Raw genomic sequence first — 21,273 nt, forward strand, 5'->3', positions numbered from 1 at the left:
GTTTGAAATATGTTAAAAGTAATATCAATTAATCATAAAAAGCACTTTATAAAGAAAGTAATGGAATAATAATTAACCAGTTCGGCGGTTGATTCGGCTTGCCACTAAGACTTATCAGGTAAAACTGCTAGTACTGAGCCTAAAGATCAACAGGCTCTAAAGAAAATGAATTGGAAAGAAAGATTAAACTGCGAATTATTAAGTAAGAGTCTGACGCTTTTTATAATCCACAGCACTTGAGCAAGTGCTGTGGATTGTTATTTACTTATGACGTTCGCGTAGTACGTCAAGTGCATCGTTTAGTGACATGTCACTGGCCTGAAGGAGAACGGTTAAGTGATACAACAAATCAGCGGCTTCATTTTTAAGCTCGTCTTTGTCGTGAACTGTGGCTGCAAGGGCGGTTTCTACGCCTTCTTCCCCCACTTTTTGCGCTATGCGTTTAATGCCTTTGTTGTAAAGGCTAGCGGTGTAGCTACTTTTCGGGTCAGCATCTTTACGGGCCGCCAATACGCGCTCTAGGTCTGCGAGAAACGTAAAGGCTGGCGTGCTGCCGTCAAACCAACAACTTTCTACGCCGGTGTGGCAAGTTGGGCCGTTTGGATTAGCAAGTACTAACAGCGAGTCTTGGTCGCAATCACTGGCTATACTGACTAAATCTAATGTGTTGCCCGAGGTTTCACCCTTGGTCCAAAGGCGTTGCTTAGAGCGACTAAAAAAGGTCACTTTACTGGTCTCAAGGGTTTTGGCTAATGCGTCTTGGTTCATATACCCCTGCATTAGTACTTTACCCGACAATGCGTCTTGCACAATGGCAGGTAGCAAGTTGTCCATTTTATCCCACGCCAATTGGTGGCTATTTTCACTCGTTACGATCACGGGTTGACTCCTTCTGCTTGCGCCGTTAATCCGTGGCGCTTGCGCATGGCAATGCCATTGGCAGTTAATTCTGCTTTTAAATCATCTATGTTGATGATGCCTTTGTGAAATACTGAAGCGGCCAGCGCCCCATCCACATCAGCTTGTTGGAATACGTCGGTGAAGTGGGCAATTTCGCCAGCACCACCAGAGGCAATAAGCGGTATTTCACATACCTCACGTACGGCCTTTAGCTGTTTTACATCGTAGCCTTTGCGCACACCGTCCTGGTTCATACAGTTAAGGACAATTTCACCTGCACCACGGGATTGCACTTCTTTTATCCAGTCGATAGTTTGCCATTGGCTTTTTTGCGTGCGGCTTTCATCACCGGTAAATTTGTACACTTCGTATTGGTCAGTTGCTTCGTTATAAAAGCTGTCGATACCAATCACTACGCACTGTTGACCGTATACATCGTGAAGCTGATTGATTAGATCTGGGTTGTTAAGGGCAGGGGAGTTAATGGAAATTTTATCTGCACCCATTTCCAAAATACGTCCTGCATCTTCAATGCTTTTAATGCCGCCTGCTACGCAAAACGGAATATCAATAACCTGTGCAATACGGCTCACCCAGCTTTTATCCACAACACGTGCATCAGAGCTGGCGGTAATATCGTAAAATACCAGTTCATCGGCACCGGCTTTTGCGTATTGCTCAGCAAGGGGCACAATGTCACCAATGATTTCGTGGTTTCTAAACTGAACGCCTTTCACCACCTTGCCGTCGCGTACGTCCAAACACGGTATTATGCGTTTTGCCAGCATGCGATAGCCTCCTTCACAGTAAACTTCCCTTCAAGTAACGCACGGCCTAAAATTACGCCGCCAACGTTAGTGGGCTTTAAAGCTTCAATATCGGTAATGCTGCCAATGCCACCAGAGGCTTGCCAGCTAACATTTGGGAAACGGGCTGCCATCTCTTGATACAGTTCGGTATTTGCGCCTTTAAGCGTACCGTCGCGACTGATGTCGGTGCATAGCACGTGCTTTGCACCTACGGTAGCGAAGTCTTCAAGCAAGCCTTCAAGGGCTACACCTGAGTTTTCTTGCCAGCCGTGAGTCGCAATCAGCTTTTCACCGCTTTCGCTAATATTGATATCAAGGGCCAAAACAATGTGCTCTGGGCCGTATTTTTTAACCCAAGACTTCACAAGCTCGGGTTGCTTAACCGCTAGTGAGCCAATTACTACGCGGCTTACGCCCGTTTCAAGTAATTGCGCCACTTCTTCTTCGCTTCGAATACCGCCGCCTGCTTGAAACTGCATGCGCTTGGTGTCGACCATAGACTTGATAAGCGAAAGCTGACGCTTAGTTGTGTCTTTGGCGCCAGTAAGGTCAACAATGTGTAGCCAGGTTGCGCCTTGGTCGGCATAGTCGTGAACCACGTCTACTGGGTCCAGTTCGTATTGGGTTTTTTGCGCGTAGTCGCCTTGATAAAGGCGCACTACGCGTCCGTCAATAAGATCAATTGCTGGAATAATCATTATAGGTTCACAAAGTTAGTCAGTAGTTGTGCTCCGGCTTCGCCAGAACGCTCTGGGTGAAACTGCACCCCGTAAAAGTTGTCTTTATGTATAGCCGCTGAAAACGCATTGCCATAAGTACAGCTTGCAAGCGTGTACTCATACTCTGGTACAGCAAAGCTATGTACGAAGTAAAAGTAGGTATCTTGTGGAATGCCTTTAAACAAACTTTCGTTGTTGTGACTGCTGTTATGAGAGACAGTATTCCAACCCATGTGGGGTAAGCGCACGCCATTTGATTCCATACGTGCCACGTGCCCAGGCATGAGATTCAAGCAATCGATGTTGCCAGTACCCTGAAAGCCACCTTCGGCACTGGTTTCAACCATCAGCTGCATGCCTAAACACACGCCTAGCACAGGTTGCGTAAGCGACTGAAGGGTTTCCACTAGCGCTTTTTGCTTAATGCTTGCCATGGCCGCCGCCGCTGTACCTACACCGGGTAGAAATACTTTGTCAGCGCTTTTTATTACATTTACGTCGTCAGAGACTTCTACTTCAACGCCTAAGCGTTCAAGGGCAAAGCGTACTGATGAGATATTGGCGCAGCCGGTATTCACTATTACTATTTTTTGTCGCTGGCTGGTATTTACCACTGACATTATAGCGCTCCTTTACTGCTTGGTAGTGCATCACCCTGGCGCGTAATGGCTTGACGAAGGGCGCGGCCAAATACTTTGAACAAGCTTTCTACCTGGTGGTGTGCATTGCCTTCGCTGGTGGAAAGGTGTAGCGATAGTCCCATGCTTTGTGCAAGCGAGTAGAAGAAATGCGGTACCATTTCAGTGGCCATTTCGCCTACCTGGTCGCGGCTAAATTCAGCGTCAAACTTAAGGTAAGGGCGGTTAGAAATGTCCATGATACATTCTGCGCGACACTCATCCATGGGTAAAGCAAAGCCAAAGCGGCCAATACCGCGTTTGTCACCTAGGGCCTTTTTAAGGGCTTCGCCAAGGGCAAGCGCGGTATCTTCTACGCTGTGGTGATCGTCAATGTGCAAATCGCCATCGGTAGTGAGGTTTAGCTCAAAACCACCGTGGGTAGCAATTTGGTCAAGCATGTGGTCAAAAAAGCCCATGCCGGTTTGAATCGTCGACTTAGCTTGAGAATCAAGGTCGACGCGAACGCGAATGTCGGTTTCAGAAGTTGTGCGCACCACTTCCGCAATACGTGACGATGCTAACAAGCTTTTCTGAATATCGTTCCAGTTTAGGCTATCTCGGTTGTACTGAAAGCTGCGAATACCCATGTTTTCACCAAGCTGTACATCAGTAATTCGGTCACCAATAACAAACGAACGAGTGAAGTCCACTTTGCCTTGCTGTAGGTATTCTTGTATCAAGCCAAGCTTTGGTTTGCGGCATGTGCAGTTATCAGCATCGAAGTGCGGGCAAATAAGTACGTCGTCAAACACTACTCCCTGACTTTCAAAAATCGCCATCATGGCATTGTGTGGCTTATCGAAGTCTTCTTGCGGGAAACTGTCTGTACCCAAGCCGTCTTGGTTACTTACCATCACGAGTTTAAACCCAGCTGCCTTTAGTTTAAGTAGCACAGGAATAACGTTTGGCTCGAAAACAAGCTTCTCTAAACTGTCTAATTGCTTATCTACTGGCGGCTCTTCAACAAGTGTACCGTCGCGGTCAATAAATAAAATGGCTTGCTGACTCATGCCGCATCCTCACTATTTTTAAATTCGTTAATCAACTGCATTAAACGCTGATTTTGTTCTTCAGTGCCGATACTTACGCGTAAACAGTTTTGTAAGTTAAGCTGTTTCGATTGATCGCGAATAAGCATGCCTTGGCTTACCAAGTATTGCATTAGGGCTTGCGCTTTTGCGTAGCGGAATAAGATAAAGTTTGCCCGTCTATCACCCACTAATTCAAAGCCTTCTACTGCTTGAAGTGCTTCTGCTAGCGCTTCTTTTTCGCGGTTGATAGTAGCAACTTGCAGCTCAAGTAAGGCAAGCGACTCTTTTGATAGCGCCTGTGTTGCAATCTGCGCCACTGGCTCTGGAATAGGGTAGGGTGCAATTACCTTTAATAGCGCTTGAATTACCGGTGCCTGAGCAAGGGTAAAACCACAGCGCAGACCGGCAAGCGCGAACGCTTTAGACAGCGTGCGAAGTACCACTAAGTTCGGGTAGTTGTTAATTTCATTAGCCCACGTATTGTCAGCATCAAATTCAATGTAGGCTTCATCTACCACCACTAATGCTTTATCGGCAAAGTGGTTGAGCACGGTTTTGATGTCTTCACGGGCAACCGGTGTGCCGGTTGGATTGTTCGGGGCGCAGATGAAAATCACGTTAACGTCATCTTCGGCGCATACTGCATTCACGTTAAGGCTAAAGTCGTCGTTAAGCGGCACTTTCTTAATGCCCACATCACAGGTTTCAGCACTGATTGCATACATACCGTAGGTAGGCGGGCATATCAGAATGCTGTCTTTACCCGGCGTACAGAAGGTGCGAATAAGTAATTCAATGCTTTCATCTGCGCCGCGGGTAACAATAAGCTGTGACTTATCAAGCCCTGCGTAGTTTGCGTAACCACTGACTACCGCTTCAGGCTGACACGAGGGATAGCGGTTAAAGTTACTGCTATCAACGCTGTATTCGTTAGCATAAGGAGACTCGTTGGCATTAAGCCAATCCTGACCACCTGAAAATAAGCGACGCGCCGATTCATAAGGCTTAAGCGGTACTAAGTTGTCGTTAATGAGTTTATCGATAAGATTAGACATTATGCGTCCCCCTGCTTAAGTGCTTGCATACGAAGGGCTACCGCTTGTTCGTGGGCGTCTAAACCTTCTGCTGCAGCCAATGCCATAATCGCAGGGCCTAAATTACGCATACCATCGGCACTTAATTCCTGAATAGTGTAACGACGCATAAAGTCTAATAGCCCAAGGCTAGAGTAATTCTTAGCATAGCCATAGGTAGGCAACACGTGGTTAGTGCCCGACGCGTAATCACCAGCAGACTCGGGCGACCAAGGGCCCAAGAAAATAGAGCCTGCGTATTTAATTTTTGGCAAATAATCACGGGCGTTCTCTATTTGTACAATTAAATGCTCAGGCGCATAGGCGTTACTTGCTTCGATGGCTTGTTCAATTGATTCGGCCAATATATAACGCGCATTCTCCATAGCAGGGCGTGCAATTTCAGCGCGGGATAAGGTCGCTAATTGACGTTCAACCGCGGCTTTTGCTTCTTTAATGAGCGTAGCGCTGTTAGACACCAAAATAGCCTGCGAATCTGGTCCGTGTTCTGCTTGAGAAAGTAAATCAGCAGCCACAAACTCAGGGTTTGCGGACTCATCTGCAAGCACCAACACTTCTGACGGACCCGCCGGCATATCGATGGCGGCGCCATCAGCACGTTGGCTAACTTGCTGCTTTGCTTCAGTCACAAAGCTATTACCTGGGCCAAAAATTTTATCAACCTGAGGGATAGTGTCTGTGCCAAGTGCCATAGCTGCGATAGCTTGTGCGCCGCCGCACAAGAATATCTTGTCGATGCCACACTTTCTTGCCGCGTAAGCAATTTCTGGTGCAATAAGCTGTGCTTGATTGGGCGGTGTGCAAAGAAGTTTATTTTCACAACCCGCTACCAATGCAGGCACGCCCAGCATTAACACGGTAGAAGGAAGCGGCGCGCTGCCACCTGGAATATAAAGACCTACTGCATCTAGTGCAGTAAAGCGAAGCTCACAGTTAACACCTGGTGTGGTAGTGAGCGCGATATCACTGGGCAATTGTGCTTCGTGAAAGGTTTTAATGTTGCTAAATGCGGTATCGATAGCACTTGCAACGGTCAGCGAGACTTTCGCGGCAAGGGCATCGATGCTCTCTTGTGAAAGCACAAGGTTGGTTAAATCTGAGCAGTCGAACTTACGCGTGTAGTCGAGTACGGCTGAATCACCTTCTGCTTCAACCCGGGCGATGATATCGCTCACGGTTTGCTTTAGCTGTTGGCTATCGGTCATAGCTGGGCGCGCTAGTGCTTGTTTTTTCTCATTTATTGAAAGAGATGACCAAGTAATCATAATTGCCTGCCTTTTAGCCCATCATTTTTTCGATTGGCATTACAAGAATAGAGCTACAACCAAGGGCCTTAAGCTTTTCCATGGTCTCCCAGAACAAGGTTTCTGTAGAAACCACGTGGATAGCAACTTGCTCATCATTACCTGCAAGTGGAAGAACGGTTGGGTTTTCAGCGCCTGGTAGCAGGCTTTTTACTTGCTCTAGGTAGGCTTTTGGCGCGTGTAGCATAATGTACTTACTTTCTTTGGCCAGCATCACGCCATCCACACGGGGCATGAGGCGATTAACCAATGTTTGTTTTTCGTCACTTAATTCGCCGTCTGCACGCTGGATAAGTACTGCCTTTGAACGGAAAATTACGTCTTTTTCTTCAAGTCCGTTGGCTTCAAGGGTCGCGCCTGTTGATACCAGGTCACAAATAGCGTCAGCTACACCAGCGCGCGGCGCTACTTCTACAGAGCCCTGCAACATAACCGCTTTAGCGTTTATGCCTTGATCTTTAAAATAGCGCTCGAGTAAGTAAGGGTAGGTGGTGGCGACTTTTTTGCCTTCTAACGATTGGGTACCCCGATAATCCATTTCGTTGGGCACTGCGATAGATAAGCGACAACCACCGTAGTCTAAACGACGTAACACTTCATACTCAAAAGGCTTACCTGCTGCTTTACGCTCGAGCATTTTTTCTTCAAGCTCGTTTTCGCCTATAAATCCAAGGTCAACAACGCCGTCCATCACAAGACCGGGAATATCGTCGTCACGCACGCGAAGTAAATCAATGGGTTGATTGGTGGAATGCGCAATCAGCAGTCGATCACGAATATTCAGTTTGATGCCGATCGCTTTTAATAGCGCAATACTATCGTCGCTTAGTCGACCTGATTTCTGTACGGCAATTCGAAGTCTTTTGCTGTCACTCATTGAAACGTTCCTTACACGTTGTGTGTTAACTTTTGATAGCGCCTAAAACGAAAAAACCCTCGGAAGTTTCCTTCCGAGGGTCGAGAATTCTGTTATCTGCGCCACTGGAAGGAGTCATAGACCTTCCAGCACGAACCTGAAAGGTTATGCTTTGTGGTGATGGTGATGTTTCGCAGCGCAGTTGATCATAATGAAAATGTAATTCCTAAATCCGAACGGCTGAAACATTAGCGTTTTGAAAATCGATTTGCAAGGCAAAAGTGAACTCTTTTCGTACAATACGTCTAAATTAATGTATATATAGTAAAACTTTTTGTTCTGAGCGATGTATTCAAAGCGTCGTCAGGTGCAGCATTTTCGCTCGCTGCCGATAAGGAACTAAAAGCCATTTTACGAACGATAAGATTGTTGGGAGGGGTGATGAGTAACGATCTTTTATTCCCCATTTTGCCGCGTAATAACAAGGTGCCTGTAGAGGTTGATGAGCGTGTAAAAAAAGTGCAGAGAACTAAAAAGTCAGACCGTATTAGGGATGATGAGCAGGATCAATTTGAACAACTCAAGCAGGTCGAAATTGCACAGCGTACAGTAAACAGAAAGCAGGATCCTTCAGCCGACCGGGATACCACAGAAGGAGACGACGGGCTTAAGCATATTGATATTGATGTTTAGGCCGCAGTCTATACGAGCTATACGTGGATTTGCGGTTGGCCGTAGTTGATATTTGGCATGGGTTCGCCTGACATAGAGTTAGGAGAACCCATGAACGAGTTTTTATTAATTTAACTCTTTATCCACCCAGAATTTAGTGCCTTTCACTGTGGCTTGAAGGGCTAGGCCACTTTCTGTCATGGTATACACAGTGACATTACCTAAATAACCTTCACCTTCTGCTGATGCCCCTTTATTGCCAGCTTTGGCTGTTGCGTCAGCGTTACCACCAACCGTCCAGCCATTTTCAATAAAATAGTTCATGGCTTTTTGTGTGTGGAAAACCATCACTATACGATAGTCTTTTGCACCCAGCCCCAAACCGACGCCGCCTTCGGCCATGTTCATGTAAGTTTTTGCACCTGTCACATTGTTATTAACCACACCGTACCCGGTGCCTGCTGCAAAAAAGATGACATTAACGTTGGCATTAGTGAATACAGCGTAACCCGCTGCATCTCTTACTTGAGACCGGGTATCGGGCTTTTCGCTATACAGACGCGCTAGTGTATTTTGCTGCATATCCAATATGGCTTGTCGCTTTTCGGCAACAGTGCCATCTCCCATTGAAGCACATGCAGCGAGGGTCAACACGGCCGCTGCAAATAATGACTTTAAAGCTAACTTACTAATATTCATGCATTTCTCCTTGGCATGTGAGGTGCGTTGACATGTTAAAGTGGCGTTCATAAAACGCATAAACCTGCCAAACAATGAAGTAACATAGCCATATACGCAATTACTGTGCACAAACGGTCAAAAACGTGAAAGAATACTTGCTAAATTACCACCATTTACTCTTGCAGATAATAATTCCTGCTTCATCTAAGTGTTTAAGAAGTAAGCACTTATCACTGTTGTTTAAGAAGGCTCCTACTTCAGCATTAACATTTGATGATTTAAAAATAAGTCTGGGCATCTTCCTATTTGAAGTATCTTCAATAAAGAAAAGGTAAGTGTCTGGGCGCGCTATACGTAGATTGGTGCCTCGGGAATTAGTGATAACAACCGTATATGGTGTAAGGGTGACTTGTTCCCATTGATAAGTGCTTCGCGACACGAAATACATGGTAATAGCTAAAGCGATCACCTCAACACCGGCAAATGGCAGAATAACCCACGCGCCTACCACACTCCACGCTACGGCAATAGTGAACACGACAATGGCGAATCCAAGCATTAGGTATTTGGTTTGTTGCCAGGATGCTGAACGATTTGGCGTCAGATACAATGTAGTATCACTTTCGAGCGTTGACAGTTCAATCATGGATTTTATCTTTTGTTTTTACTAAGCGTCTTGGCGTTTAATGCTGGTGTATTATTCATGGTCGTTAGCAACGTGTGTACTTACTAAGAACTCACTGATTAATACTATAGCCTGCTGGTGAATATACTGTGCTGAACCAACACAAAAATTTTGCTTTTTATATATGATGTGGCAGAGAGGGGAATCGGCTAACATAGCAAAAGTAGCGAATAAAAAGCGTGGTATTTGTGTTTAAAAGGTATTCTATTTTAAAGGTGTGGTTTCTCCTTTTTTCGTGTTGGATGGCTATTTGGCTTGCTCTGCCTCACTCACTACAGCTTGCCCAAGACTTCGGCCTGTTTACGTTATTAGGCGTTATAGGTGCCATATTTGCTAATGCTACCGGCGCAGGTGGTGGCGTTATTTTTGTTCCGTTTTTCAATTACCTTTCTTTTACTCCGCAAAGTGTGGTGGCCACTAGTTTTGCTATTCAGTGCTGCGGAATGACGGCTGGCGCAATAACGTGGTGGCGCTACTTCAGGGTTGCGCACAGATATGATGACTATTGGAAAGCATTGCCCAGTACATTAATGCTTACTATCCCTGCTTCCCTATGCGGCATTGGTTTTGCCCAGTATTCATTTGTGGGTGCTTCACTACTCGCCCGGCATCTCGGGGGGGCTGAAAGTCTTCATATTGTATTCGGTACGTTTTCGATATTACTGGCTGTTGCCATAATGGCTTCTATACCTTTAATGAAGCGAACACATTTTGAAAAGGATACGAAGGGAATTGATATCGCCCTGTTGCCCCTAATCAGCTTTATAGGGGGGATTATTACGGCCTGGCTTTCGGTAGGAGTGGGAGAGTTAGTGGCGGTTTATCTTATAATTCGTGGCTTTAATGTGACCATGTCTATTGCTATCGCCGTTATCTTGTCAGCATGTACAGTGTGGTCAGCGTTGCCGTATCACGGCTTTATCAGCCAAGCCGTGCACTGGGAAGTGATATTATTTGCCGGTGTGGGTGCTATAGTTGGAGGCATGTTAGCAAAATATGTTGTACTCGCTTTCTCAGTTACCCGTTTAAAACTTTTCTTTGGTATTTGGGTATTAATATTGGGCATTACAAGCTTGCCGCTATTTTGAGTAGCGAAAGGTGCTCAGAATATCTATACGCATCCGATGGACGTTAACTCCTGTTAGCACTCGACGGTCAACCATTCAAACGTAATTAGAGGTGAGAGCATGAGCAGCGAGTCTGTGATAAAAAAGCGCAATATGATTGCGCAACCTGCCTGGTCTTCACACGCCGTAATCTATCAGGTTAATACACGTCAATTTTCAATTAAGGGTGACTTTGATGGTGTGAGAAAGGCACTTTCCACAATCAAGGCGTTAGGTGTAGACATTGTTTGGTTAATGCCCATTCACCCCATAGGAGAAAAGCATCGCAAAGGGACGCTGGGTAGCCCTTATGCTGTGAAAGATTACTATGCCGTAAACCCCGAATTTGGTACTGAAAACGATTTTAAAGCTCTGGTAGATGAAGCTCACCAGTTTGGTCTTAAGGTTATTATTGACTGGGTTCCTAACCACAGTGCATGGGACAATCCTCTCGTTAATAGTCACCCCCATTGGTACGCGAAAGATTACAAAGGCGATTTTCGGCCCTCGCCGTGGTGGGATTGGAGTGACATCATTGAATTTGATTACACCCAGCAAGGGCTGCGGGACTATATGATTTCAGCCTTACTGCATTGGGTGAAAAAGTTTGATATTGACGGTTTTCGCTGTGACGTAGCGGGTTATGTGCCTAATGATTTTTGGGCGTCGGCTAGACGTGCATTGGATGAGGTTAAGCCAGTATTTATGTTGGCTGAGTGGGAGAATCGCGATCTCCATGAAAACGCGTTCAACATGACCTATGCGTGGAGCTGGAACGAAACGATGCATGAGTTAGCGCACGGCCGTTGCAGTTTAGACAGGTTGCGTAAATATTATTCGTGGAATGAGCGAAGCTGGCCCCGGCACGCATACCGCATGACGTTTGTCAGTAATCATGACAAAAATGCGTGGGACGGCACCCAACACGAACAATTCGGCGACGCATTGGAGGGCGCCATTGTGTTGTCTGTCATAGGCGAAGGAATGCCCCTTATTCACAATGGTCAGGAAGCCGGAGAATCAAAGCGGTTAGCATTTTTTGAAAAAGATCTCATTGAATGGCAGCCTCACCCCATCGGTGATTTATATCGTGAGTTGATAGCGCTTAAAAAATCGAAACAGGTGTTAGGAAACGGAGAATTTGGCGCACAGATGATTCAAGTACCTAATTCTCACATGGATAAGATATTTAGCTTTGTTCGCCATAGTGACGAAGAAAAAGTGTTTGTTATTATTAACTTTTCTGATGAGCCGGTGTCAGTGTCTTTCAACGAACCTCTGTTTGAAGGGCGCTATAGCTATTGGAATAGTGACGAGCAAAATGTTTTCTGTGCGGCAACTACCCGTATGCTAGCGCCGTGGCAGTTTGAGATTTGGGTGGCGTAATGGCATGTTTGTTATTATTAAACAATAAAAAGTTGATTTTAGTGGCTGATTGATTTTTAAAACAAATTAATTTGTTTTTCATGGGGCATTTGTAAATTATAGTTTGTTAATGTTGTTGCCAGTTCGTCTTAAAAACTTTTTGTGTGAATGCTCTAAAAAGCAGGAAAAACATCAAAAGTTAAACTGGCAAAGTTGACAGAATTTATCGATAATCAAATATTTAAAATATTCAAAGATATAATGGAAACTCGACTCCCGCTCTACAAAAAGTTGTTAGTAATGTATCGCATTGAGCCCGGTTGCCTTGGGCCACAGGGAACAGACTATGTTGAGGAATTTTGTGTCTTTGCCAAGCAAAAACTCAAAGACCGACACAGTCACTGTCTGCGATGGACAATTAAACCCCGTTACGACAAATCATTACCTGAATTGGAGTTTCAGTTAAAAAATGCTGTTGTATCCCGTGAAAATGCGACTAAATACATGGACAGCTTTGATATCGATATAGATGCGTTTGAAGAAGAGCTTGAAGAAGGGCTCGCCGATTTAATAGACGTGTTTTTTGAACGATAGTTTTCTCTTGCCGGTGCTCTGCCAATACGGCCTCGTGTGTTATGACGAGGCCATGTTTCGAACGATGAAAACTAATTCAGTGACTTCACCTTTTGGTAGCCTTCTGCCTCAAGTTCATCGTTAACACACTCCAATAGGAACGTGTCTAACGGTTTCCCTTTTGTGCCTTCATCTTCTGCTATTTCTTTGCAGTATTGTGTTAATTCAGCAATCAGTTCTGCAGGGGCTTCTTCTGATCCACTTGCTATTGCCGAAAACGTTAACGCGCTTAAACCAATCAACATTAAACCTTTCATAACCACCTCTATATACTGTCACATGTAAAAATTTACGCAGCGAATATTGCGCCTAGTCTGGAAGATGAAAAAGCTAAATTTTTTGTTCCAGAAGACAAATTCTTTTCATCGCCAGTTTTCGTCAGAATCTTTCCATGGCGCAATGTTATCATTGCATTTCAACTCTCACAGGCGAGGTGCACTACCCCCTGACATTGTTAAATCAAATAAACAGCTAGCAGGGCATAGGTGATTGGGCTAGGCATACCCACCACTAAAACCCGAAACCTTTAATGGGCAATTAAATTGCTTTTTGGCATAATGCGCGGCCGACAGTAGAAAAGTAATGACAGCGCTTAAACCATGCCCACGATAAATAACGTATTTTCATCAGACGGTCTGCTCGCCAGCGCCATTAAAGGCTTTGTGCCACGAGAAGCGCAAACTGAAATGGCTAAAGCCGTTAAGCAGGCTATTGATACTACGGGGAGTTTGATTGTGGAGGCCGGCACAGGTACAGGTAAAACCTTCGCCTATCTGGCTCCGGCACTGCTTAGCGATGGTAAAGCGATTATTTCTACTGGTACCAAAAACCTGCAAGAACAGCTATTCCACAGAGATCTGCCATTGGTAAAAAAGGCCTTAGGCAGCAAACGGAAAACGGCACTACTAAAAGGTCGGGCTAATTATTTGTGTTTGCACCGCGTCGCACAGCACAGCGGCAACTCTACATTGGTTGAAAAAGACGTGCTTGGCCAGTTGTCAGAAGTCAAACGTTGGTCAAGCACCACCAAAACCGGTGATATGGGCGAGCTTAAAACCTTACCCGAAGATGCCAAGGTGTTACCTTTGGTGACGTCTACGGTAGACAATTGCCTTGGACGAGACTGCCCAGACTACGAAGACTGTTATTTAGTAAAAGCCCGCCGTAAGGCATTGGATGCAGACATAATTGTGGTTAATCACCACTTATTTTTTGCTGACATGGCACTTAAAGACACGGGTTTCGGTGAGCTTATTCCTGAAGCAGACGCTATTATTTTCGATGAAGCCCATCAAATTCCGGATATCGCCAGCGATTATTTTGGTGAGTCGCTATCAACCCGTCAAATCCACGACATGGCGAAAGACATCACACTGCTGTTTAGAACCGTGCTAAAAGATGCTGGACAACTCGACAAAGCGGCGGACAAATGCAGAATGATTGCGTCTGATTTGCGTTTGTTGTTCCCCGATACGCCAGAACGAGGTAACTGGGCGGAGGCGCTTAATCGTGATGACGTAAGAATGCAGGTGGGCAAATTAGCTGAAGCGCTTGGCGTGCTGCATGAAGTGTGTAAATTACATGTTTCTCGAGACAAAGATCTCGACAACCTGTACGAACGTGTGGTGGCGGCGAGAGAGCAACTTGACGCATTAAGTGATGACAAACAGGAAAACGTGAGTTTGTGGTATGAAACCACCCCCCGCCATTTGATCATGCACCTTACGCCGTTATCCATAGCAGCAAAATTCAGACGATTTGTGTCTTCACCCCCGCGTGGGTGGATCTTTACGTCCGCCACGCTGATGGTCAACGGTGGGTTTGAGCACTTTCAGCGACGCATGGGATTAGAAGACGCGAAAACACTGGGGTTAGACAGCCCTTTTAATTACCCTGAGCAAGCCATGCTTTGCGTACCTCGTTACCTTCCCGAACCAAATAGCTACAGCATGCGTGAAACTCTACTTCTCACCGCCAAGCGGTTAATTAAAGCCAGCGGTGGGCGCTGTTTCTTGCTGTTTACCAGTCACGCCATGTTGCGAGAGATTGCAGAGAAGCTTGAGAGCGAAGTAGATAACCCGTTGTTGGTTCAAGGGACTACCACTAAGCAAGCTTTGCTGGACGCTTATTTGGCTGACGAAAAAGCGGTTTTGATGGGAACAGGCGCGTTCTGGGAAGGGGTCGATGTGCGAGGCAACGACTTGGTTTGTGTCATGATAGACAAGTTGCCCTTTGCCTCTCCCGATGATCCGTTATTACAAGCCCGTATGGAAGATGTGAAAAAACGCGGTGCTAATCCATTTGGCGTAATTCAAATTCCACAGGCAGTTATTGCGTTAAAGCAAGGGGCGGGAAGATTAATTCGCGACCCGTCAGATAAAGGTGTATTGGTGATTTGCGATAATCGACTGGTTACCAAGCCCTATGCAAGTACATTTATCAGTAGTTTACCTGATATGAAACGCACACGAAGTTTAGATGAAGTAGAGCGCTTTCTCGCGCGCATCGATGAAGCTTAATTGAAAGAGACAGACATGAAGATCTTAGCTATAGACACCGCCACAGAAGCCTGTTCCGTTGCCCTTAAAATGCCACAGAAGAATATCTCACGGTTTGAAATATGCCCGCAACAACACAGTCAGCGCCTTTTGCCTATGGTCGATGAAGTATTGAAAGAAGCCGAAGTTACGCTGGGCGACATAGACTTGTTGGCCTTCGGTCGAGGCCCAGGTAGTTTTACTGGTGTGAGAATTGCGACGGGCATGATTCAAGGATTAGCATTAGGCACTGGGCTTAAGGTGGCAGGTGTTAGTACCCTTGAGGCTATGGCCTGTGAAGTGGCTGAAAAGATATCGCAACAAGCGCAAGGTACCCAATATATTGCTGTGGCATCGGATGCGCGCATGGACGAGGTGTATTTTGCTGTTTTTGCAATCAACGACAACGGTCTTGCACTTTGCGTCGAAGAACAAGTGTGTGCACCTGATGTGGTGATAGGACATCTTGAAGCGTTAAATGTCAATGCTGCGAATATGGTTGTTGCTGGCACAGGGTGGGCGGCTTACGAGCCTCTTTCAACGTGGTTAGAAGCACAAAATGTAGGTTTGCCAGGCTCGGTCACTTTACCCAATGCCAAATACATGTTGTCGCTTGCTGCTCGTGTGTTTGACGACAAAAAGGCGGTGGATGCCGTAGACGTCGAGCCTGTCTATCTTCGCGACAAAGTGACCTGGAAGAAATTACCCGGTAGAGAGTAGTTGCAGGGGGGCTGTGGGATTTCTTTACGTTAAATTATGGTTTCCGGCTTGATATTTGCACTATAAATTCTTTTACAAAAGCAATTTGTATTAAATAGCATTGAAAGGTGAGTCTAAGCCGTGAATTGTGCCTTTTAACAATTTATGAACTTAGGCGTAAAGGAAACGCCTAATTGGCGCTAGGTCGACCTGACGTTAAAGCATAAGTAAGTAACTAACGCGTATGAATATTACGAACAATTTTTCGATCCCCGCTTCTGATAGTCATCAGGGACGTGTGTCGAAAATTAGCAAAGATCCTCAACAAGGTAGTAAAGGGCAACAGCAGTCGTCAGATAAGGCGATTGTGGTGGCACCTGACGAACAGGGAAGGAACAATGCTAAGGCATACCAGCAATTTATACGCGAAGACAGTAACGCCCACTCTCAATTTGCAATTGCTTCCTATACCAGTTTTGAAAAGCAACAACAGCGCGAATCTGTTCAAGCTATGTTCGGTGTGGATATTTACGCCTAATTTTCCCTCTCATTGAACGAATGCGCTAGCACATACTCCAACTACTATAAAATTGCGCAACAGACGGTGTCTCACTATTGAGTGCTGATTCCTTTACGTTAATGCTTTCTATCACCCTTTTTTGTATTCATACCGAGAACGTTTATGGTTGTTGGTAAGGATAAGTGGTAGGGTTATGGTATTGTTCTAGACGTAGGATCACACGTTGCCTGTTGGGTGTGTATGTGTCTTTCAGTCCTGTGGGCTGCAGTGATAAGATATTACAGAAGTTGCTAAGGAGTGCTTAAATGTCTCGTTATTTTTTTCTTTTAGCGGTTGTGATTTTTTCCGGGTGTTCCATTGTGCCCGATAGCATTGAGGTTCCAGAGGGAACAACACTCGTTTCCTATAGCAAGGCGGTGACTTCAGGCGCTCAGGTTCAGGGACAAAAAGCACGGTGGGGCGGGCTTATTGTAGGAGTGGAGAACAAGCCGAACAAAACCTATATTGAAGTCGCACATTTTCCGCTAAACCATTACGGCAAACCAAGCACTGGTGGGGAGACCGCGGGCCGCTTTAAAGTAATGATTGACGGCTTTGTCGACCCTATTGTTTTTGAAGAAGGCCGCGCAGCGACCTTCTTAGGGACACTGACTGCTCCAACATCAGGGATGGTAGGTGAACAACCTTATATTTACCCGACGATCATCGCTGACGATTACCATATGTGGCGAAAACAAGAAGTGTATGAAGTGAACTCGGTTTTCTTTAATTATAGTACCGGGTGGTACTCACCATTTTATGGATATTACGGACCGTACTATCACCCTTGGTTTCATCCCGGGTTTAATCGAACACGCGTGATCAGGTATGAAACGGTGCCGAGTAAATCGACACCCCAGTGGCCGTCACCTCCGAAGGGAGCACAGAACAACGATAGCCGCAGAACGGATAGTCAATCGAATTACAAACAAAAGTAAGATGTAGTGCTATAAAAGGCGGCATAATTGTGCCGCCTTTTTTGTTTTTTAAGGAATGAAATTAAGTTAGGGTGGCAAAAGTTTGCCGGAACAAGGGGTGGTGATGTTAGAGACTGTATTTAATTTAGGCTCAGTACAATTAGCGGCCCTGGACAATCAGGGAAGTGGTCGAGTGGTTATTGGTCTTCACGGTTATTTAGACAACGCAGAAAGTTTGAGGTTGCTGTCTCCCTATTTACAATCTTGTCGGTTTATCGCAATTGACTTAGCCGGGCATGGGCGTTCAAGCCATCGCCCAGTGGAAACCCATTATAATCAGGCCGACTATTTACAAGACTTGTATACGCTTGTGGAAGAAAATGAGTGGCAAGAAGTCATCTTGGTGGGGCATTCGCTTGGCGGTATTTTAGCGACTATGTTTGCGGCGTTATTCCCTGATAAGGTATTAGGTGTAGTCAGTATTGATGCATGTGGCCCGTTGACATTGCCAGAAGACACCACGACTAAGCAAATGCGTGAAGCCTTAATAAGCCGGCATGGAAAACGTCGCAATCAAATGCGAACGGTGAATTTGGAGGAGGCGGTCAATGCAAGGTGTAAAATTTCAGATATTCCTGCCGAGCATGCCCGCACTATTCTAAAGCGAAATCTCACTCAAGATGCCGGTGGACACCAGTTTTGGTCCTCAGATCCAAAATTACGTACCAAATCCATTTTGAGATTGACCGAAAAACAAGCTGAAAACCTGATGAAATCCATTACGTGCCCAGTGTTATTTATCGGCGCATCGAACAGTTTTAAGAATCTTGCAGAAGTTTTTCCTGTACGCGCGTCGTGGTTCAAAAATGCTCAATATGAGCATTTAATCGGCGGTCACCACATTCACATGGAAAATACTGATGATGTAGGGCTATTAATTAGGCAATTTGTTGGGCAATTGTAAATTGTCCCGTTTATTTTTTTTTACACATCCTATACTATTCGCAAGTTATCAGACCAGTTATATGGGCGCGGCTTCCTGCGAGCTCATAAAGTAGTATAAGAATAAAGTAGAGGAGGTTTTGGTGGAAAAAACCTGGCTTAAGTATTACGACCCTCGCGTATCCGCAGAAATCGATGCCGATCGTTATGCATCTGTAGTAGATATTTTTGAGCAGTCGGTTAAAAAGTTCAAAAATAAAGAAGCCTTCATTAATATGGGGCATTCAATTACCTTCGAAGAGCTCGATACCCTGTCAGCACAATTTGCTGCCTATTTGCAAGCGAGTGGCTTAAAGCGCGGTGACGCTGTGGCCATCATGATGCCAAACCTTCTTCAGTATCCGGTTGCCATGTTCGGTATTTTGCGTGCTGGCATGGTTGTAGTGAATGTGAACCCACTGTATACCGCACGAGAACTCAAGCATCAACTTAACGACGCTAATGCCAAAGCCATTGTAATTGTAGAAAACTTTGCATGTACGCTAGAGGAAGTGATTGCAGATACCAATCTACAAGAGGTTTTCTTAACTTCTCTAGGCGACATGCTGCCAGCGCCAAAGCGTTGGATAGTCAATGCCGTAGTGAAGTACGTGAAAAAAATGGTACCTTCTTTCAACTTGCCTGAGACTACGTCATTTATGGCGGCGGTGAAAAAAGGGCAGTCGCTGGAATATAAGCGACCAGAGATCAATAATGGCGATCTAGCGTTCTTACAGTACACAGGTGGTACTACCGGCGTATCAAAAGGCGCAATGCTGACCCACCGCAACATGGTAGCTAACTTAGAACAAGTGTCCGGCATTCTTGAAACTGTGATTGAAGAGGGCGAGGACTTTGTTGTGACAGCTCTGCCGCTCTATCACATATTTGCATTATTAGCGAATTGCTTGATGTTTATGAAATACGGCTGTCGCAACCTTCTGATTACCAACCCCCGCGATATGCCTGGCTTTGTTAACGAACTCAGTAAGTATCCTTTCACTATCTTACCGGGTGTGAATACCCTGTTTAACGGGTTATTAAACACCCCAGGGTTCGATGAGCTCGACTTTTCAAACTTCAAATTTGGCTTAGGTGGTGGCATGGCTGTACAGCGTCCAGTCGCTGAAAAGTGGCAGAAGGTCACTGGTACTGTGCTATTGGAAGGGTATGGTCTTACCGAATGTTCACCGGTAGTAGCGGTCAACCCTCCTCAAATAGAAGCGTATAAAGGTGCGATTGGTATGCCAGTGCCGTCGACTGACATTAAGCTGCTTGACGACGATGGAAACCCTGTGGAAAAAGGTGAACCGGGTGAAATGTGGGTTAAGGGCCCACAGGTCATGAAAGGCTATTTAAATCGCCCAGAAGCCACTGAAGAAGTACTTAAAGACGGATGGTTAGCAACCGGTGATATCGCCACCATTGATGATCAAGGTTACCTGTATATTGTTGACCGTAAAAAGGATATGATCCTGGTTTCCGGCTTCAACGTGTTCCCCAATGAAATTGAAGAAGTGGCTGCAATGCACGATCATATAGTCGAAGCTGCTGCAGTTGGGGTACCACATGAAGTTAGTGGCGAAGTAGTTAAACTGTTTGTTGTGCGTAGTCACGACTCGCTAACTGCTGAAGATGTGATTGCACACTGCCGTAATCATTTAACCGGGTATAAAGTACCCAAGCAAGTTGTCTTTAAAGACGATTTACCGAAAACCAATGTAGGAAAGATTCTGCGTCGGGAGCTTAGAGACTAATTTCTCTGAAATAGTTTTTAAAGCCGGCGTTAGCCGGCTTTTTTATTGACTGTGCAAAATTATGCAATATCAACTTATAACGACAGATGAACAACTTGAAAAAGTGTGCATAGCTGCACAACGCTTAGAAGCAATAGCGCTTGATACTGAATTTGTGAGAACGCGCACCCTCGCGCCTCACTTAGGACTTATCCAGCTTTATGATGGACACCAGTTGGTACTTATTGATCCACTGGCCATTAGCAATATGCAACCTTTTATCGCGCTACTTGAAAATAAAGAAGTAGTTAAAGTGTTGCACTCGTGCTCTGAAGATCTCGAAACCTTTTTAACCGCTTTTGATACCGTGCCAACTCCTGTTTTTGATACCCAATTCGCTGCAAGTATTTTGGGCAAAGGGGCATCAGTGGGTTATGCAAAGTTGGTCGAAATGCTCTGTGACGTGCAACTCGATAAAGGTGAATCCCGCACAGATTGGCTTGCACGCCCGTTACGCGAGTCGCAGTTGGCCTACGCCGCAAACGACGTTCTTTATCTGCTGCCATGTTACCAACAACTGGCCAGTGAAATAAAAACGCTGGGTAAAACCCAATGGATTTATGATGAAATTGCGTTGTTAGCAGCGAAAAAGCGAGCCCAAATACCGGAAGATTTTGCTTACTTACTGATTAAAAATAATTGGCGTCTAAACAGTGAACAACTCACTGTGTTGCAAGCCTTAGCGGCGTGGCGATTAGCGACGGCCAAACAAAAAGACTTGGCACTGAATTTTGTATTCAAAGAGGGTCACCTATTTGAAGCAGCCCAGCGCTTACCAGACAGTAAATCGGCGTTGTCCCGTATAAATGGGATTAATCATCAATCCATACGGCGTTATGGCGATACTATTGTCAGCATGATCAACGACGCGCGTACCAGGTATGCCCAAACTCCCGAAAAGCTAAGATTGCCTCAGGTATTGCGTTTAATCGATGTGCCCAAATACAAAAAACATTTGGCTGAACTTAAAGATATTGCCGAGCGAGTAGCTGAAGAGCACGGTGTAAGTAGTGATGTGATCGCTTCGAAGAAACAGTTAAATCAATTGCTAAAGTGGTATTGGTTTCAAGTTGATGAAACCCGGGTACAAGGATTAACCCCTGATGTGTTGTCTACGTGGCGAGAAGAGTTGTTTAAGGAGCAGGTTGCAGATTTATTAGGTGAGCTGCCAGAATAATTACCTTGAGCAACGAAAAACTAATAAAAATTAAGATGGACATTTGACAGTAAATCAACTTTTTGTCGGCGT

Annotated in this window: 22 protein-coding genes and 1 other annotated feature; of the genes, 11 read left to right on the plus strand and 11 right to left on the minus strand. The window is 45.4% G+C overall.

Features of this window, described 5'->3' with window-relative positions:
• Positions 1 to 261: 261 nt before the first annotated feature.
• From hisIE to hisG, 8 genes are read right to left on the minus strand one after another with little or no spacing between them, the layout of a single operon-like run.
• Complete coding sequence (hisIE, locus tag ACMCM8_RS05020) at positions 262 to 879, minus strand: bifunctional phosphoribosyl-AMP cyclohydrolase/phosphoribosyl-ATP diphosphatase HisIE (RefSeq protein ID WP_412726072.1); 618 nt, start codon at positions 877 to 879, stop codon at positions 262 to 264.
• Positions 876 to 1,688, minus strand: coding sequence for an imidazole glycerol phosphate synthase subunit HisF (hisF, locus tag ACMCM8_RS05025; protein ID WP_412726074.1), 813 nt, complete (start codon positions 1,686 to 1,688; stop codon positions 876 to 878). Before hisF ends, hisIE begins: the two co-directional genes overlap by 4 nt.
• A complete protein-coding gene (gene hisA, locus ACMCM8_RS05030) occupies positions 1,670 to 2,407 on the minus strand; it encodes a 1-(5-phosphoribosyl)-5-[(5-phosphoribosylamino)methylideneamino]imidazole-4-carboxamide isomerase (RefSeq protein ID WP_412726076.1) in 738 nt (245 codons plus the stop codon). The genes hisF and hisA overlap by 19 nt, the downstream gene beginning before the upstream one ends.
• Positions 2,407 to 3,048, minus strand: a complete 642-nt coding sequence (gene hisH / locus ACMCM8_RS05035) for an imidazole glycerol phosphate synthase subunit HisH (protein ID WP_412726078.1) — start codon at positions 3,046 to 3,048, stop codon at positions 2,407 to 2,409. The genes hisA and hisH overlap by 1 nt, the downstream gene beginning before the upstream one ends.
• Entirely contained in the window at positions 3,048 to 4,118 is a 1,071-nt protein-coding gene (gene hisB, locus ACMCM8_RS05040; protein ID WP_412726080.1) for a bifunctional histidinol-phosphatase/imidazoleglycerol-phosphate dehydratase HisB, read from the minus strand. The genes hisH and hisB overlap by 1 nt, the downstream gene beginning before the upstream one ends.
• Positions 4,115 to 5,194: a histidinol-phosphate transaminase gene (gene hisC, locus ACMCM8_RS05045; RefSeq protein WP_412726082.1), complete on the minus strand. Its 1,080-nt coding sequence runs from the start codon at positions 5,192 to 5,194 to the stop codon at positions 4,115 to 4,117. Before hisC ends, hisB begins: the two co-directional genes overlap by 4 nt.
• Positions 5,194 to 6,498 carry a histidinol dehydrogenase gene (gene hisD / locus ACMCM8_RS05050; RefSeq protein ID WP_412726084.1) on the minus strand — a complete coding sequence of 435 codons (1,305 nt, stop codon included), beginning with the start codon at positions 6,496 to 6,498 and terminating at the stop codon, positions 5,194 to 5,196. The genes hisC and hisD overlap by 1 nt, the downstream gene beginning before the upstream one ends.
• 13 nt (positions 6,499 to 6,511) lie before the next feature.
• Positions 6,512 to 7,414: an ATP phosphoribosyltransferase gene (gene hisG / locus ACMCM8_RS05055; protein ID WP_412726086.1), complete on the minus strand. Its 903-nt coding sequence runs from the start codon at positions 7,412 to 7,414 to the stop codon at positions 6,512 to 6,514.
• A 47-nt stretch (positions 7,415 to 7,461) separates the two neighbouring features.
• Positions 7,462 to 7,583 (minus strand) — a sequence feature (His leader region).
• Between the two features lie 251 nt (positions 7,584 to 7,834).
• Between hisG and ACMCM8_RS05060 the strand changes: the two genes are divergently transcribed.
• Positions 7,835 to 8,086, plus strand: coding sequence for a hypothetical protein (locus ACMCM8_RS05060; RefSeq protein WP_412726088.1), 252 nt, complete (start codon positions 7,835 to 7,837; stop codon positions 8,084 to 8,086).
• A 105-nt stretch (positions 8,087 to 8,191) separates the two neighbouring features.
• Here ACMCM8_RS05060 and ACMCM8_RS05065 read toward each other — a convergent pair whose 3' ends face one another.
• Both ACMCM8_RS05065 and ACMCM8_RS05070 read right to left on the minus strand, forming a co-directional pair.
• Complete coding sequence (locus ACMCM8_RS05065) at positions 8,192 to 8,764, minus strand: YSC84-related protein (RefSeq protein WP_412726090.1); 573 nt, start codon at positions 8,762 to 8,764, stop codon at positions 8,192 to 8,194.
• A 145-nt stretch (positions 8,765 to 8,909) separates the two neighbouring features.
• Positions 8,910 to 9,392: a DUF2244 domain-containing protein gene (locus ACMCM8_RS05070; protein WP_412726092.1), complete on the minus strand. Its 483-nt coding sequence runs from the start codon at positions 9,390 to 9,392 to the stop codon at positions 8,910 to 8,912.
• 281 nt (positions 9,393 to 9,673) lie between these two features.
• Between ACMCM8_RS05070 and ACMCM8_RS05075 the strand changes: the two genes are divergently transcribed.
• The 3 genes from ACMCM8_RS05075 (at position 9,674) to ACMCM8_RS05085 (ending at position 12,496) form a co-directional block, all read left to right on the plus strand.
• Positions 9,674 to 10,519, plus strand: a complete 846-nt coding sequence (locus ACMCM8_RS05075) for a sulfite exporter TauE/SafE family protein (RefSeq protein WP_412726094.1) — start codon at positions 9,674 to 9,676, stop codon at positions 10,517 to 10,519.
• Between the two features lie 99 nt (positions 10,520 to 10,618).
• The gene (locus ACMCM8_RS05080; protein WP_412726096.1) at positions 10,619 to 11,923 is read left to right on the plus strand and encodes an alpha-amylase family glycosyl hydrolase; all 1,305 of its coding nucleotides are present in this window, start codon (positions 10,619 to 10,621) and stop codon (positions 11,921 to 11,923) included.
• A 240-nt stretch (positions 11,924 to 12,163) separates the two neighbouring features.
• Positions 12,164 to 12,496 (plus strand): hypothetical protein, encoded by a 333-nt coding sequence (locus ACMCM8_RS05085; protein WP_412726098.1) that lies wholly within the window; start codon positions 12,164 to 12,166, stop codon positions 12,494 to 12,496.
• A 71-nt stretch (positions 12,497 to 12,567) separates the two neighbouring features.
• Here ACMCM8_RS05085 and ACMCM8_RS05090 read toward each other — a convergent pair whose 3' ends face one another.
• Complete coding sequence (locus ACMCM8_RS05090; RefSeq protein WP_412726100.1) at positions 12,568 to 12,792, minus strand: hypothetical protein; 225 nt, start codon at positions 12,790 to 12,792, stop codon at positions 12,568 to 12,570.
• A 342-nt stretch (positions 12,793 to 13,134) separates the two neighbouring features.
• Here ACMCM8_RS05090 and ACMCM8_RS05095 point away from each other — a divergent pair, with 342 nt between their 5' ends.
• From ACMCM8_RS05095 to rnd, 7 genes are all read left to right on the plus strand, one after another.
• Positions 13,135 to 15,054, plus strand: a complete 1,920-nt coding sequence (locus ACMCM8_RS05095) for an ATP-dependent DNA helicase (protein WP_412726102.1) — start codon at positions 13,135 to 13,137, stop codon at positions 15,052 to 15,054.
• Between the two features lie 15 nt (positions 15,055 to 15,069).
• The gene (gene tsaB, locus ACMCM8_RS05100) at positions 15,070 to 15,792 is read left to right on the plus strand and encodes a tRNA (adenosine(37)-N6)-threonylcarbamoyltransferase complex dimerization subunit type 1 TsaB (protein WP_412726104.1); all 723 of its coding nucleotides are present in this window, start codon (positions 15,070 to 15,072) and stop codon (positions 15,790 to 15,792) included.
• 223 nt (positions 15,793 to 16,015) lie between these two features.
• On the plus strand, positions 16,016 to 16,309 hold the full coding sequence (locus tag ACMCM8_RS05105; protein WP_412726106.1) for a hypothetical protein: 294 nt from the start codon (positions 16,016 to 16,018) through the stop codon (positions 16,307 to 16,309).
• Positions 16,310 to 16,596: 287 nt separating this feature from the next.
• Entirely contained in the window at positions 16,597 to 17,268 is a 672-nt protein-coding gene (locus ACMCM8_RS05110; protein WP_412726108.1) for a Slp family lipoprotein, read from the plus strand.
• A 103-nt stretch (positions 17,269 to 17,371) separates the two neighbouring features.
• Positions 17,372 to 18,211 (plus strand): alpha/beta fold hydrolase, encoded by an 840-nt coding sequence (locus ACMCM8_RS05115; RefSeq protein ID WP_412726110.1) that lies wholly within the window; start codon positions 17,372 to 17,374, stop codon positions 18,209 to 18,211.
• A gap of 121 nt (positions 18,212 to 18,332) precedes the next feature.
• Positions 18,333 to 19,985, plus strand: coding sequence for a long-chain-fatty-acid--CoA ligase FadD (gene fadD / locus ACMCM8_RS05120; RefSeq protein WP_412726112.1), 1,653 nt, complete (start codon positions 18,333 to 18,335; stop codon positions 19,983 to 19,985).
• A 61-nt stretch (positions 19,986 to 20,046) separates the two neighbouring features.
• Complete coding sequence (gene rnd, locus ACMCM8_RS05125; protein WP_412726114.1) at positions 20,047 to 21,201, plus strand: ribonuclease D; 1,155 nt, start codon at positions 20,047 to 20,049, stop codon at positions 21,199 to 21,201.
• Positions 21,202 to 21,273 lie beyond the last annotated feature (72 nt).

Source organism: Alteromonas sp. D210916BOD_24 (assembly GCF_047159385.1).
Lineage (GTDB): Bacteria > Pseudomonadota > Gammaproteobacteria > Enterobacterales > Alteromonadaceae > Alteromonas.

Bases quoted from the DNA above. Each gene is read 5' to 3' on its own strand.
- rnd (WP_412726114.1), top strand. From the start codon at position 20,047: ATGCAATATCAACTTATAACGACAGATGAACAACTTGAAAAAGTGTGC.
- ACMCM8_RS05105 (WP_412726106.1), top strand. From the start codon at position 16,016: ATGAATATTACGAACAATTTTTCGATCCCCGCTTCTGATAGTCATCAG.
- tsaB (WP_412726104.1), top strand. From the start codon at position 15,070: ATGAAGATCTTAGCTATAGACACCGCCACAGAAGCCTGTTCCGTTGCC.
- hisG (WP_412726086.1), bottom strand. From the start codon at position 7,414: ATGAGTGACAGCAAAAGACTTCGAATTGCCGTACAGAAATCAGGTCGA.
- hisF (WP_412726074.1), bottom strand. From the start codon at position 1,688: ATGCTGGCAAAACGCATAATACCGTGTTTGGACGTACGCGACGGCAAG.
- ACMCM8_RS05115 (WP_412726110.1), top strand. From the start codon at position 17,372: ATGTTAGAGACTGTATTTAATTTAGGCTCAGTACAATTAGCGGCCCTG.
- hisH (WP_412726078.1), bottom strand. From the start codon at position 3,048: ATGTCAGTGGTAAATACCAGCCAGCGACAAAAAATAGTAATAGTGAAT.
- hisC (WP_412726082.1), bottom strand. From the start codon at position 5,194: ATGTCTAATCTTATCGATAAACTCATTAACGACAACTTAGTACCGCTT.
- ACMCM8_RS05070 (WP_412726092.1), bottom strand. From the start codon at position 9,392: ATGATTGAACTGTCAACGCTCGAAAGTGATACTACATTGTATCTGACG.
- hisA (WP_412726076.1), bottom strand. From the start codon at position 2,407: ATGATTATTCCAGCAATTGATCTTATTGACGGACGCGTAGTGCGCCTT.
- ACMCM8_RS05065 (WP_412726090.1), bottom strand. From the start codon at position 8,764: ATGAATATTAGTAAGTTAGCTTTAAAGTCATTATTTGCAGCGGCCGTG.
- ACMCM8_RS05095 (WP_412726102.1), top strand. From the start codon at position 13,135: ATGCCCACGATAAATAACGTATTTTCATCAGACGGTCTGCTCGCCAGC.
- hisD (WP_412726084.1), bottom strand. From the start codon at position 6,498: ATGATTACTTGGTCATCTCTTTCAATAAATGAGAAAAAACAAGCACTA.
- hisB (WP_412726080.1), bottom strand. From the start codon at position 4,118: ATGAGTCAGCAAGCCATTTTATTTATTGACCGCGACGGTACACTTGTT.
- ACMCM8_RS05080 (WP_412726096.1), top strand. From the start codon at position 10,619: ATGAGCAGCGAGTCTGTGATAAAAAAGCGCAATATGATTGCGCAACCT.
- ACMCM8_RS05060 (WP_412726088.1), top strand. From the start codon at position 7,835: ATGAGTAACGATCTTTTATTCCCCATTTTGCCGCGTAATAACAAGGTG.
- ACMCM8_RS05110 (WP_412726108.1), top strand. From the start codon at position 16,597: ATGTCTCGTTATTTTTTTCTTTTAGCGGTTGTGATTTTTTCCGGGTGT.
- ACMCM8_RS05090 (WP_412726100.1), bottom strand. From the start codon at position 12,792: ATGAAAGGTTTAATGTTGATTGGTTTAAGCGCGTTAACGTTTTCGGCA.
- ACMCM8_RS05085 (WP_412726098.1), top strand. From the start codon at position 12,164: ATGGAAACTCGACTCCCGCTCTACAAAAAGTTGTTAGTAATGTATCGC.
- ACMCM8_RS05075 (WP_412726094.1), top strand. From the start codon at position 9,674: ATGGCTATTTGGCTTGCTCTGCCTCACTCACTACAGCTTGCCCAAGAC.